The organism is Symplocastrum torsivum, assembly GCF_059505465.1.
Window position 1 is genome coordinate 12,992 of sequence record NZ_JCACKQ010000030.1, and the last position, 12,890, is coordinate 25,881.

Annotated in this window: 10 protein-coding genes; 5 read left to right on the forward strand and 5 right to left on the reverse strand. The window is 48.2% G+C overall.

Annotation, left to right across the window (positions count from 1 at the left end; genetic code table 11):
* Positions 1 to 16 precede the first annotated feature (16 nt).
* The 4 genes from AC5JL3_RS10065 to lysS all read left to right on the forward strand — a co-directional run bounded on the left by AC5JL3_RS10065 (position 17) and on the right by lysS (position 7,732).
* Complete coding sequence (locus tag AC5JL3_RS10065) at positions 17 to 2,668, forward strand: cellulose biosynthesis cyclic di-GMP-binding regulatory protein BcsB (protein ID WP_496074362.1); 2,652 nt, start codon at positions 17 to 19, stop codon at positions 2,666 to 2,668.
* Positions 2,669 to 2,740: 72 nt separating this feature from the next.
* On the forward strand, positions 2,741 to 5,347 hold the full coding sequence (gene bcsA / locus AC5JL3_RS10070; RefSeq protein WP_496074363.1) for a UDP-forming cellulose synthase catalytic subunit: 2,607 nt from the start codon (positions 2,741 to 2,743) through the stop codon (positions 5,345 to 5,347).
* Between the two features lie 133 nt (positions 5,348 to 5,480).
* Positions 5,481 to 5,633, forward strand: a complete 153-nt coding sequence (locus tag AC5JL3_RS10075; RefSeq protein ID WP_496074364.1) for a hypothetical protein — start codon at positions 5,481 to 5,483, stop codon at positions 5,631 to 5,633.
* Between the two features lie 374 nt (positions 5,634 to 6,007).
* Positions 6,008 to 7,732 carry a lysine--tRNA ligase gene (gene lysS / locus AC5JL3_RS10080; protein WP_496074365.1) on the forward strand — a complete coding sequence of 575 codons (1,725 nt, stop codon included), beginning with the start codon at positions 6,008 to 6,010 and terminating at the stop codon, positions 7,730 to 7,732.
* A gap of 328 nt (positions 7,733 to 8,060) precedes the next feature.
* Here lysS and AC5JL3_RS10085 read toward each other — a convergent pair whose 3' ends face one another.
* From AC5JL3_RS10085 to AC5JL3_RS10105, 5 genes are all read right to left on the reverse strand, one after another.
* Positions 8,061 to 8,621, reverse strand: a complete 561-nt coding sequence (locus AC5JL3_RS10085) for a Uma2 family endonuclease (protein WP_192219237.1) — start codon at positions 8,619 to 8,621, stop codon at positions 8,061 to 8,063.
* A gap of 70 nt (positions 8,622 to 8,691) precedes the next feature.
* Positions 8,692 to 9,948 (reverse strand): precorrin-6y C5,15-methyltransferase (decarboxylating) subunit CbiE, encoded by a 1,257-nt coding sequence (gene cbiE / locus AC5JL3_RS10090; RefSeq protein ID WP_496074366.1) that lies wholly within the window; start codon positions 9,946 to 9,948, stop codon positions 8,692 to 8,694.
* 9 nt (positions 9,949 to 9,957) lie between these two features.
* Entirely contained in the window at positions 9,958 to 10,317 is a 360-nt protein-coding gene (locus AC5JL3_RS10095) for a four helix bundle protein (RefSeq protein WP_496074367.1), read from the reverse strand.
* A gap of 58 nt (positions 10,318 to 10,375) precedes the next feature.
* The gene (locus AC5JL3_RS10100) at positions 10,376 to 11,017 is read right to left on the reverse strand and encodes a cobalt-precorrin-8X methylmutase (RefSeq protein WP_192219234.1); all 642 of its coding nucleotides are present in this window, start codon (positions 11,015 to 11,017) and stop codon (positions 10,376 to 10,378) included.
* A gap of 32 nt (positions 11,018 to 11,049) precedes the next feature.
* Positions 11,050 to 11,838 carry a DUF1868 domain-containing protein gene (locus AC5JL3_RS10105; RefSeq protein WP_496074368.1) on the reverse strand — a complete coding sequence of 263 codons (789 nt, stop codon included), beginning with the start codon at positions 11,836 to 11,838 and terminating at the stop codon, positions 11,050 to 11,052.
* 33 nt (positions 11,839 to 11,871) lie between these two features.
* On the opposite strand from AC5JL3_RS10105, the gene holA reads away from it, so the two are divergent.
* The gene (holA, locus tag AC5JL3_RS10110) at positions 11,872 to 12,867 is read left to right on the forward strand and encodes a DNA polymerase III subunit delta (RefSeq protein ID WP_496074369.1); all 996 of its coding nucleotides are present in this window, start codon (positions 11,872 to 11,874) and stop codon (positions 12,865 to 12,867) included.
* The last annotated feature ends 23 nt before the right edge of the window (positions 12,868 to 12,890 follow it).

Sequence of the window (12,890 nt, forward strand, 5' to 3'; positions counted from 1 at the left end):
GGTGAAACTTACTTCCATGAAACGCTTGTTTCCTCACTCTCAACCCACAACGACTACTGCCAATCGCAGACAACGAAGTCCTCGCTCTGCGATCGCAAGTCTACTCCTGTGGCTGTTCCTATTTTGTGGTGTAGTGGTCTTAACACTGGGGATAACAACAACCCTGGTCACTGCTCAAAGCGATGGTAATCTCAAAGAACAGGAAGACCAATTTATCCGCGACTACGCCTTACCCAGTTCTCCAGCTAAACCCCCTGTCTACAAGCCTCGACCCGCTTCCCCTCCCAAACAGCAAAGTCCGTCCTCACCCCAACGGCAAGCTGTCCCCCCCGCTCAAAGGCGAACGTCTCCTGCACCAGCACCACAACAGCGGCAATCAGCACCACAACAACGGCAAAATGTTGCCCCACGCCCTGCACCCCGCTCTGCCCCTCCACCTATAGCAGACGAACCAGCTCCCACCCGTCGCCGTGAGCCTGTACAAGAGACAGTAGAAGATAGTCCAAGTGAAGACACTTCTACCGCCGAGACACTCCCAACAGGTCAATATGTCTTGGAGTTTAATCGCTCTCCTGTTGTAGGCAATCGCTTCCGTTTACAGGGTATCTATTCCGAAGCGCGGCTTGGCTTTACCCGTCCCCATGGCTGGAAAATGCAATCGGCTAAGGCACTGATCCGCTTCCAGCACTCACCCTCCTTGCTTGCCAATCGCTCCAACCTAACCGTGCGAGTTAACGATCGCAGTGTAGGCAGTGTACCGCTGAACCGCAAAGAGGCAGAGGTGGGAAGCGTGGCGTTCAATATCCCGCCCGGTGTGATTCAGGACTACAATGACCTCTCCGTTGTCGTCCAGCAAAATACCGACCCCCAATGCAGTGACCCAAGCGACCCGACCCTTTGGACTGAGATTCTGCCTGATTCAAAGTTGGTGTTGGGATACCAGTCTCAAGCTGTTCCCTTAAGTTTTAGTGGCTATCCTTATCCATTCTTTGACGAACTCAGTTTGGAGCCGAATCGCATCGCTTACCTGCTGCCGAAGCTCGGTGAAGCCTGGTTAACTGCCGCGCCCCGTCTTCAATCCGCATTAGGTAGACTCGCTGATTTTCGCCCGATTGAAACTCGTTTGGTTGAAGATATTGACCAAGTAGAGGCAAACGAGCGATTGGTGATTATTGGTACTCCGGAAGATCAGCCCGGTTTAGAGGATTTGGATCTACCCTATAGCATTGCAGGTAACCAGATTCTGGATGGCAATAAGAGTCCTTTACCTGATGATGTTGGCGTACTGATGCTGGCGACAGCTCAAGACGGTAGTGTCCCTGTTTTAGTCGCTACCGGAAATGGACCAGTCGGTGTTGCTAAGGCAGCACAGTTTTTGGTACAACCAGACCCCAGTAAAATTGGCACAGGTCAGGCAATCTTAGTCTCCGACCTTAAGGAAGTGTCAGCACCTCCGCCTCGTCAGTGGCCCCGTTACTTACCAGACAAGAATTCTTTTGCCCTCAGCGACATCAAAACTCAAGTTAACGGTGAGCCATTTAAAGATGTCACGGTTCGAGGTTCTGGGGCACCGCCGATTGAGATCGATTTTCGGGCTTTACCGGATGACCGATTTAAGCGGGGGAGTTCGATGACCCTGCGTTACAGCTACGGACCGCAGGTGAATCCGAGAACTTCTGCGGTAGAAGTATTACTGGATGATGTTTTCATCGGCGGGGCACGGTTAAATTCCGACAAAGGAGGGAATCGAGAAAGCCTAAAGGTGGATTTGCCTGCCGAGTTGATTCAGCCCAACTCCAAACTCAGAGTCGCGTTCCGGCTTAATCCTAGAGAACCCGCGAAATGCGGTAGGGTAACTGACCAACAACTAACGGGTACCCTGCACTCAGACACTAGCTTCAATCTCAACCGAGATACCTTTGTACAACTGCCAGATCTAAAACTGTTGCGATCGGGTTATCCATTTACAGCTCCTCAGGATTTGTCAAGTACAGCAGTTGTTGTACCAGACCCTCCCTCGGATGCGGATTTGCTGACGCTACTTGCCATTAGTGAACGCTTGGGACGGCTGAGTCGAGCAGATTCAGTTCAGCTAGCGGTTTATACGGCCAGTACACTGCCTCCCGATATCCGCAAGAGCCATCATCTTGTCGGAATTGGGATTCGGGAAAATTTCCCTTTTCCCGAAGTGTTTGAATCGGGTGGCTTTCGCTTAGGTAGTGCCCTGTCACGTCAGTGGAGTCAAGGCAGCATCAACACTTGGCCGGATTCGGAAGGCCTGATTAAGCAAATAGTCTCTCCGGCAAACCGCGATCGCGTATTATTGGCTCTCACTGCTCAGAGGGAGAGTGGTTTAGATCAGGTGCGGCAAGTCATCAACAAAGACCCCTGGTTCTTCCAACTTCGAGAGGATACGGTACTAATTAGCAGCAACCAAGAAAATCCCTCTAGTTATGACCCTGATGCCTACAAGCTTAAGTTTCTGGAAGATGCTCCTTCAACCAGCCGCATAGAGAATGCGACTCTGCTCAGTAAGGCATCTCGCTTCATTCAAGAACACTGGTTCATACTCCCTATCGCTGTTGTAGGAATAGCACTCTTGCTTTATGGCATTAGTCAACTGTATCTCAAGCGCATCACTGACAAGCGTATTACTGATAAGACGTAGTCAAACGGGTCCAATCCTTAGTCCCCAACCCCTCTTGTTGAAATGGCATTTTCCTCATTCAGAACTCGGTTGATGCGGCGGCCGCAGCCTCGTGCTTTGTTAACCGTCTGGCTCGTCGAACGTCTACCTCGGTTTTTTGATCGAGCGTTGGCACGCCTAGGATGGAACCAGTTGAAATTGATCGCGTTGCTACTGCTGTTGCTATCCGTTCCTTTGATTGTTACGCCACTGAAAGTTTGGCAGCAGGGTCTTGTTGCCTTGTTTCTTGTGGGGGTCGGTCAAAGCATTGTGCAAATTGAGTCTCAACAGTCCGACCAGAAAACCAGTGAGTACCTCCACTTGTTTTTGGTGTGGCTCAGTATCGTAACAACACTACGCTACCTGTACTACCGCACGACGTACACCCTGAATTTTAATAGCTGGCTCAACGGATTATTTTGTGTGCTGTTATTCGGGGCAGAACTATATGCAATCTTGACGCTGATACTTGCCTACTTTCAAACCCTGAAACTCAAAGACCGCGAACCCGTTGATCTTGCCAATTTTCCTCAAGACCAATGGTTTAAGGTCGATATCTATATCCCGACCTACAACGAAGACGTTGAAATTGTTCGCAAGACGGCATTGGCTGCTGTCGCGACTGACTACCCAGCCGATAAAAAACGTGTTTACATACTCGATGATGGTCGCCCAGAACGATATAAGGAAGGTGACCCGCGAAGAGAAACCTTTCAAGCCCGTCGGGAAGAGTTACGCCAAGTTTGCCAAGACATTGGCGGCACACTCCTAACGCGGGACAGTAATGAACACGCTAAGGCGGGTAATATCAACACTGCTTTTCGCCGTACTGATGGTGATTTAGTCCTTATCCTCGACTGCGACCACATCCCAACGCGGCAGTTTCTCCAGCATACGGTGGGCTTTTTCTTCGACCCAAAAGTCGCGTTTGTGCAAACGCCCCACTGGTTCTATAACCCTGACCCTTTCGAGCGTAACTTGCTTACTAAGGGTAAAGTTCCGGTGGGTAATGAACTTTTTTACAAGGTACTGCAAAAAGGTAACGACTTCTGGAATGCTGCTTTTTTCTGCGGTTCAGCGGCTGTGATTCGCAAAGAGTATGCGCTTCAGGTTGGGGGTATCGCGACAGAAACAGTTACAGAAGATTGTCATACAGCATTTCGCCTGCATTCTCTGGGGTATGAGTCAGTCTACTACGACAAAATTATGGTAGCAGGGCTTGCGCCTGAGAAGTTTTCCTCCTATGTCGGTCAGCAAGTTCGCTGGGCACGGGGGATGGCTCAAATTCTGCGGTTGGAAAATCCAATGTTCAACCGCAAGCTGAATCTGACCTTAGCGCAGCGCCTTTGTTATTTTAGTGCGACTTCGCACTTTTTCTATGGCTTTCCTCGGTTGATGTATGCGATCGCACCCACGGCATTCCTACTATTTGGCATTAACCCCATCCAAGGTTTGGGTTCTGAAACCTTAGCCTATGCTCTCCCCCATATTCTCCTTGCTCTGAATACCAACTACATCACTTACAAGGGAGTTCGGTTTTCCTTCTGGAACGAGGTTTTTGAGTTTGTGATGGCGTTCCAAGCCGGATATGTCACCTTCATGGCGCTGATTAACCCTAAATTGGGTTCCTTTAACGTTACGGATAAAGGGCTAACGGTAACGAAGCGCTACTTCGACTGGGAATCGGTGCGGGGTCTGTTGGTAGTCGCTGCACTCGTCGTTGGTTCTCTAATTGCTGTCCCCTTTTGGCTCATTCTACGCCCAGAGGATACTGAGGCAGTTCTAGTCAACGCAATGTGGTGCATCTTTAACTTAATTCTGCTGGTTGCTTCTTTGGTGGTGGCTTTTGAGCAACCGCAACTGCGCCAGACACACCGCTTACAGCGACACCTAACGGCTATAGTTCACAGCATTGATAAGAGTTGGGTTGGTAAAACCATCAATATCTCTGAAACAGGGGTTCTGATTGCTCTGGATACCTACCCTAACTTACCGGATGAAGTAGAAGTCGAGCTAGTGGGCGATTTTGGAGCGCGGGCGTTTCTAAATGGGCGAATTATCCGGGGGAAACCCACGAAAGAAACTCAAACCTATTTAGCAATTGATTTTGTCAATCTGACTCGTAGCCAACTTGATGCTCTAGCTTTGGTAATCTATTCCGATGTCAATGAGTGGTATTCCCAAAAGCGTGATAATGTAGACCGCCCCCTTGCTTCCTTTAGATTCCTTGCTAGTAGTTTGATTCGTTCCTTGCGCGAGTTCCAACCAGATACTGGAACGAAGGTACGCAAGCGTGTGCAAGCCGCAGCTCAGTTATATTTCGAGGGAAACTTTTTACCTGGGGAAGTTACTGAACTGGGGACTAGAAGTATACGGCTGGAGTTAGATAACAATGTCATCGCTTCTGGCAATATGCTTCGAGAAGAAGACTTAGAGCGGATGCAACAAGACAAACCCCTTGTAGGTTTGCTATTGAGTAAGGAAAAAAACAGTCCGCTACCAAAGCGCTTTTTGGCTCAAATCGTAGCCATAGAACTGTCACCTGCTTCAGACAACGGTCACTCTACTACTCGGAAAATTGCCGTTGAATTAAGCTTCCCAGAGAAGTTCATGCAACGACAGGGCGATAAGATTAAACAACTTTTGCAGGTATTGGAGTGAGGAATAGGTAAGAACCGAGACAAGCGGAAAGAGAAGCCATCAAAACAGTCAGTACACTAGATGAACTCCGCCAAATCTACAGAACTGAGCAATAGATACCAGGATTTTACGGCTCATCTTAACTACAGGCGAAATGCGATCGCCCAGACGATTAACTAAAAAGCGATCGCGTTCTTGTCAGCGAGCAACAGCAATCCGGAACTCCACACAATTGAAGCCAATCACTGGCACACAGAACGCTACCATTACTATACTATTGACGCAGTTGAAAGCCGTGCAGCTTTAGCTCACGGATGAAAACTAGTGAGCGCTTTTAAGCGCCTTGTGTGATAAAATAACAACAATAACTAGGTTGCTCTCACCTAAAAGGATGTTCAAGTTCGTCTGACCCCCCTTTGACGAGAGAAGAGAATTGAAATTTGTGCCAAGTGTGGAGCTTGAGGCGGCTTGGTTCATTGGGAAAGACTCGCCACAAATACCGTGGGACACACGGAAATTTAAGCTTGAGGAGTGTTCTGCAAGGAACAAGAATGCTCGGTAAGACGGGAAGTAACTAACCGCACGATCAGCCCAAGAATCACCGAGCTAAAGCTACGGTGAGTGTCAAGATAAGGATGCGCTTAGTATCCTACAATTCAAGCTTCTAGTTATTCGCCTACTATGTCCTCTCCCGCTTCCCCACAAGAAGAACCGCAAGATCAGTCAAATCTAGAAAAAATCCGGGCAATGCGCTTGGAGAAGGTTGAACAGCTCAAAGCTTTGGGGCAAAATCCCTATGCCTACCACTGGGAGTCTACTCACCACGCAGCAGAACTCCAAGAGAAATTTGCTGACTTGTCCGATGGAGAAGAAGCTGATTTTGAAGTAGCGATCGCGGGTCGTATTTTGGCGCGTCGAGTCTTTGGAAAGCTAGCATTCTTCGCTCTACAAGACGAAACTGGCACGATTCAGCTCTACTTAGATAAGAAGCGCATCACCGAAACAATGGCAGATGTGCCAGATGCCTTTAACCACCTCAAGCAGCTAACAGATATTGGGGACATCATCGGCGCCAAGGGAACAATTCGACGGACGGAAAAAGGCGAACTCTCGGTCTATGTCAGCCGCTACACCATCCTAACCAAGTCGCTGTTGCCCTTACCAGACAAGTGGCATGGTTTGACTGACACAGAAAAGCGCTATCGTCAGCGCTATGTTGACTTGATTGTTAACCCTGATGTCCGGGAAACCTTCCGACGCCGTGCCAAAATTATCGCTGTGATTCGGCGCTACCTAGAAGACCAAGGCTTTATCGAAATTGAGACACCCGTGCTTCAGAGTGAAGCGGGTGGTGCAGATGCTCGTCCCTTCATCACCTATCACAACACCTTAGATATGGAGTTGTACCTACGGATTGCTACAGAGTTACCTCTGAAGCGACTTATTGTAGGGGGATTTGAAAAGGTATTTGAGCTAGGGCGTATCTTCCGTAATGAAGGCATTTCTACCCGCCACAATCCTGAATTCACTTCGGTTGAGTTCTATCAAGCTTATGCCGATTACAACGACATGATACGGCTAACGGAGGAAATCATTACCACCGTTGCTCAAGAAGTCTTGGGGACGCTGCAAATAACCTATCAAGGTGAGGTGATTGACCTAACACCACCTTGGCGCAGAGTGACGATGCATGAGTTAGTGCAGGAGAAGACGGGTTTAGATTTTACTCAGTTCCAAACCCTTGAAGAAGCAAAAACAGCGGCTCAACAAGTCGGCATTCAGGATGTGGACGAGTGCCAATCAATTGGGAAGCTACTCAACGAATGCTTCGAGCAAAAGTGTGAGGAAACGCTGATTCAACCTACTTTTGTTCTAGATTATCCGGTTGAAATTTCTCCCCTTTCAAAGCTGCATCGAGAAAAACCAGGGCTAGTGGAACGCTTTGAGCTATTTATCGTTGGGCGGGAGACAGCAAATGCCTTTACAGAGTTGACTGATCCAATTGACCAACGCGATCGCTTAGAAGCGCAGGCAGCAAGGAAGGCAGCAGGGGACTTGGAAGCACAGGGCGTTGATGAAGACTTTCTGACAGCGCTGGAGTACGGGATGCCCCCTACTGGTGGGGAAGGCATCGGTATTGATCGCTTGGTGATGCTGTTAACCGATAGTGCCAGTATCCGGGATGTCATCGCTTTCCCTCTGCTGAAGAATACCAGCAATGTGATTAAATCTTTCGACTATGACGAGAAAACTCAAACCTTACGAGTTGAGTTCAATAGTGGCAGCGTCTACAAGTACCATGACGTACCTGAGAACGTGTATCAGGCGCTAAAGATAGCCCCATCGGTCGGTCAATACTTCAATACACACATTCGGGAGAAATACGGTCAGGATCGAGAGGTCTAATACCCAAATTTCTTGTAGGGGCGCACGTCGGTGCGTTCTTAACTGGAATGGCACTGACTTAACTTTGAAATATCAAACGTTGTCCTGGTCTTAGTTGAGCCAGAACGCGATCAAGTTGAGGCTTAAGTTGATCAAGGAATTCCTCAAGCTCTTCAGTGGTCAAATCCCGCAGCTACTTTTGGGCTTGATTGAGGGCAACGGCAACTGCTCCGGCTTCTTGTTGAGGAGACTGGCTAAAGTTTTCATAGAATTGGAGTTGCAATTATTAGGCTCAAGTTCCAAGTCAATTACCCTGACATAGGAGCAAAAATAGAGAGATGCGATCGCCTTAGCCCATCACTTCATCTACAGTAAAACTAACCTCAGGAAAAGCCTGTATAGTGACAGTTTGACCTCGATAATACTTGTGAATAATTTGGTAACCATTCTCAGAAGGTTGTCGGTAAACTTCCAAGCATTGCGCGTTGATATCAACTAGCCAGACTTCAGCAATGCCACTATTCGCATAGAGAAGAATTTTCACATCCCGATCCGCTTCGACAGTCGTGTCTGCAACTTCCACTAACAGCAAGATATCTTCTGCTTGGGGATGTCCTGCCTCGTAAAAATCTGCGCGTCGTCGCAGCAATACCAAATCTGGTTGAGGTTCAGAGTTGTCATCTAATTCAACTGGGTTTTGAACTCGAACTATTGTTGCCTGTGCCAGACGCAGAATAAACATTTCATTGAGACGGTCAACACACGCTGCATGACGTCTGCCAATTGGGGTCATCTCGACAATCTCTCCTCGAATCAGTTCCACTCGGTCATCCTCTGTGAGGATACCTGCTTCAGCCATTTGGTGATACTGCTTTATCGTGAAGCGCCGTCTGAGTAGCTCAATAGACATCACAACCTCTCCATAACATTACTCAAGTAATTTCATTATCGAGCGATCAGCTAGTGAAAGAAGATGTCTCTCAATGCGATCGCGTCACCGTTAAAATCGTTACGGGATTGAGAGGAGTAAAACGAGTTAGTTGTCCTACAGGTACAGAACGCGAGAGCTGAACTTGTAGCAAGTGGTAATCCCAACGGTGTAACTTTAGCCAGCCGAGAGCTGTATTAAGATGTTCCAGGGTTGCTAGAGCGAGTACCACAATACCCCCGCTAGTGAGCCGAGCCTCACAGTTATCAAGAATGGCAGTTAAGTTACCACCGCTACCCCCAATAAAGATGCGGTTTGGTGCTGGTAGGTGATTCAAAATTTCTGGTGCTGTACCGTGGATTGAAACGACGTTTTTAACATGAAGGCGTTGGCAGTTCTGTTCAATTAAGGCACTACCGATCGCAGTTTTCTCAATCGCATACACCTGAGATGTGCTACACAAGCGGGCAATCTCAATGGAAACAGAACCTGTTCCTGCACCAATATCCCAAATAATTTGCCTTGGATGCAGCGCAAGTTCTCCCAGGATAAGAATCCGTACCTCACGCTTCGTCATCAAACCAGGGCGATCGCTAAAGCTAGCAAATGTCTGATCGGGTAATCCCAGTAGGGGTAGAGAGTCAACATCCAACAATGCTTGAGCTGGCTCAGACTGACGCAGTAATAGAACGACATTCAGCGGTGCAAACCTTTCGTGCAGTAACATATCCACCGCAACTTGCTGCACCATCTCATCGGCACCTCCCAGGTTTTCACAAACCCAGAACTCGTAGCTACTGGCTAAATCTAGAGCGAGAAACAGACGTGCGATCGCACTTGGCGTATTTGTTCCATCTGTCAGTACGGCAATCTTCTCCACACCCTGCTGTAGGGCAACAGTCAACTGCTCTAGAGAGCGTCCGTGGGCACTAATAACCTGAGCATCCTGCCAAGGAACTTTTACGCGATGAAAAGCTAGCTGAACCGAACTCAGATGAGGATGAAACGTCAATTGCTCCCGTGGTAACTCCTCCAGTAATAAGCGTCCTAAGCCAAAAAAGAGTGGATCACCACTAACCAACACCACAATGCAGCTATTCGGTTCATCCGCCACTAACTGGTTGCGAATTTCCCGAATTGCCTGAGATAAATCTCCCAGTACCAAGCGTGAAGCAGGATGGTTTGGGAAGTAGCTCAAATGGCGATCGCTTCCTACCAACAACGTTGCCTGGCCCACTAACTGCCGCACGGCATCCGTCAGTCCGGCTTCACCATCCAACCCAATTCCCACTACATATACGGGTGTCATTTCTAGCTATCAGCGCTCAGCTTTCAGCTTTTGGATGAACGAAGCCAGCATTCGTTTGATTTCAGTGACATCACTATTAAGCTGTTGGTAGTGTGAGCTTTCTATAAAATTAAGGTCACAAGCCAGCAGCAAGTGATACTCCAGTTCACTGGCTGACCCCATTGCTATTTGTAAGAATCGAGCCAAGTCAGCATCACTGCCTCGACCACATCCTTCCGCAATATTAGCTGGAATTGATGCCGAGGCACGTCGAATCTGACTGGTAAACCCATAAAGTTCCTGTTGGGGAAACCGAGCTGTGACTTGATAGATGTTAAGGGTTAATTGACGACTATTGTGCCAAACTTTTAGCTCTCTAAAATTCTTCAACTTCCTACCCGATCTGGAAAATCTAAAAGCTGACCGCTGATAGCTGATAGCTGACCGCTTAATCCACTGCTTCCCAAGCTAAAACCAAAAGCGCGTTAAGAATTGCAGCAGCAACAGCAGAACCTCCTTTGCGCCCCTCAACGCGAATTTGAGGCACTGGTGTCTGTGCCAGGGCAGCCTTTGACTCTAAAACGGAGATAAACCCAACAGGCGCACCAATCACTAGCGACGGTTGAATCGGTGCTGTTGACAACTGGCTACACAGCGCTAGCAAGGCGGTAGGGGCATTGCCAATGACAAAAATCGCATTAGGAAATTTCTCAAAGCACTGCAATAAGCCAGTTTCTGTGCGGGTTTTTCCTGGCAGTGCGACTGGGGCAAGTTCTACAGCAGCAATTAGGGGGTTATTGAAGGTTTTTTCTACCATTCCGACTACCCCCTGCTTCACCATCCCCACATCTGTGATAATTGGTACTCGTTGCTGGAGAGCTTTAATACCCGATGCGATCGCACAGTGGGACGTGGTAGCGTCCTTCGCACCCTGACTAAAGTGAACCAACTGAGTAAATTCAAAGTCCGCCGTGCTATGAATCACTCGTCGGACAATGCTGTACTCAGTTGGACTGAAGTGGTGTTCACCGATTTCTCGGTCAATCACCGCAAAACTCTGCTCCATAATTGGGTGGATTGGCAATCGCATGAAGATACAACCAGCAACGTGTAAGTTGAAATTTAAAACTCCACTACGGGCCAATCAGGCTCACGAGAGTAGCGCATCATATCTTCAAACTTTCGTAACTCTGCCCGTTGAACATTCAGGGGAATGACTTCATCGGGTAAAGCTTGTTGATTCAATTTCGTTAGCGTATCACTAAGGCGATCGCGTTCCAGTTCTGGTGAAATCTCGCCAAAATATCCCAGCGTAACGTGCGCTGTGAAGTGATACTGCTGTTCAACACCCAAGCCAATGAGACTCCGATTTTGATAAATCGCTCGGCGAAGTTCTGACAGTCGCTTGTAGGAGTCTTCGTTATTCGGTATCAAACACACCGCGACGGCGCGAGGTCTTACCATTAAACCTAAAAGCTGCCAGCCAAGGGAATTCCCTGTGGCAACTGAGTGCTGATACTTCTGAAAACTGTCTTGGACACGTTCATGGAGTTGCTCGTCATACTGAGGATTTTCCGCTTTGCGTTCACGGTAGGCACTGTCCCAAACCAAGTCCGCTAAGGTTAAATGAAAGCTAGCAGGAGGTACGGGTACCAGTAAGCCTGTGTCTAGTTGCTGTAACAGTAGTTGTTGGAGTTCCTGCAACTGGACGTAAAATGCTTCATTTTCTGAGTCTTCTTCCCAAGGGGGTGTCACCACCGTGTAGCCCGGAAAAGGCGCTGCCTCGCTGGTGCCATCCGGGAGATGCTTAAACTTAGGTGACTCCTGGATGTGCTGCAACTGGGATTGATAGGTTGCTGGTAGCACCAACCGTGCCACTCGATTTAAATAAGTTTGATAAGTCTCGTCCAATCTAGATCCCCTCGCAAACCGTGGGTGTTTATTATGACAATTTACCTCTACTGGGGAGAAGATGACTTTGCCCTGACACAAGCTGTAAACGAATTGCGTAAAAGCGTCCTTGACCCCAGTTGGGTTAGTTTCAACTATGACAAAATTTCTCCTGATCAGCCTGATGCCATTATCCAAGGGCTGAATCAAGCAATGACTCCGCCTTTTGGTATGGGTGGGCGTTTAGTTTGGTTAGTCGAGACAACCCTGTGCCAGCACTGTTCAGAGGATTTACTGGCAGAACTAGAGCTTACTCTACCAGCGATTCCACAAGAGTCTGTTTTGTTACTAACAACGTCCAATCGACCGGATGGACGCCTCAAATCGACAAAGCTGCTGCAAAAGTACAGCCACATCCGAGAGTTTTCTCTTATCCCGCCTTGGAAGACAGAACAGTTAGTTCAGCAGGTACGCTCCTGTTCTCAAGAGGTTGGTGTCAAACTAACAGGTGCTGCGGCTGAACTTTTGGCACAGTCGGTTGGGAATGATACCCGACAACTGTACAACGAATTGGAAAAATTGCGACTTTATACAGGTGATTCAGCCAAAGTCTTAGATGAGAAAACTGTGGCTACCCTAGTCACCTCAAACACTCACAACAGCTTACAGCTATCAGCCGCGATTCTCCAGGGGGATGGAGCAAAAGCCTTGGAGTTGGTAGCGGATTTGATGAACAAAAACGAACCCGCTTTGAGGATTGTTGCCACGCTGATTGGGCAATTTCGGACTTGGTTATGGGTAAAGCTAATGGTAACTGAGGGGGAACGGGATCAAAAAGCGATCGCCACTGCCGCACAAGTCAGTAACCCTAAACGAATTTACTTCCTCACCAAAGAAGTTCAATTCCTTTCTCTAGAGCAACTAACCTCAACACTACGGGTGCTACTAGAGTTGGAAATTAACCTTAAGAGGGGGTCTGAACCTCTTTCAACCTTGCAAACTAAGGTGATAGAACTTTGCCAAATCTGTAGCGTACTGATTCGGCGCTGAATAAATCACTTAGAGGCAAGGAG

Excerpts from the sequence above, each read along its gene's own strand:
- lysS (WP_496074365.1), top strand. The coding sequence starts at position 6,008 with ATGTCCTCTCCCGCTTCCCCACAAGAAGAACCGCAAGATCAGTCAAAT.
- AC5JL3_RS10075 (WP_496074364.1), top strand. The coding sequence starts at position 5,481 with ATGCGATCGCCCAGACGATTAACTAAAAAGCGATCGCGTTCTTGTCAG.
- cbiE (WP_496074366.1), bottom strand. The coding sequence starts at position 9,948 with ATGACACCCGTATATGTAGTGGGAATTGGGTTGGATGGTGAAGCCGGA.
- AC5JL3_RS10100 (WP_192219234.1), bottom strand. The coding sequence starts at position 11,017 with ATGCGATTGCCAATCCACCCAATTATGGAGCAGAGTTTTGCGGTGATT.
- bcsA (WP_496074363.1), top strand. The coding sequence starts at position 2,741 with ATGCGGCGGCCGCAGCCTCGTGCTTTGTTAACCGTCTGGCTCGTCGAA.
- holA (WP_496074369.1), top strand. The coding sequence starts at position 11,872 with ATGACAATTTACCTCTACTGGGGAGAAGATGACTTTGCCCTGACACAA.
- AC5JL3_RS10085 (WP_192219237.1), bottom strand. The coding sequence starts at position 8,621 with ATGTCTATTGAGCTACTCAGACGGCGCTTCACGATAAAGCAGTATCAC.
- AC5JL3_RS10065 (WP_496074362.1), top strand. The coding sequence starts at position 17 with ATGAAACGCTTGTTTCCTCACTCTCAACCCACAACGACTACTGCCAAT.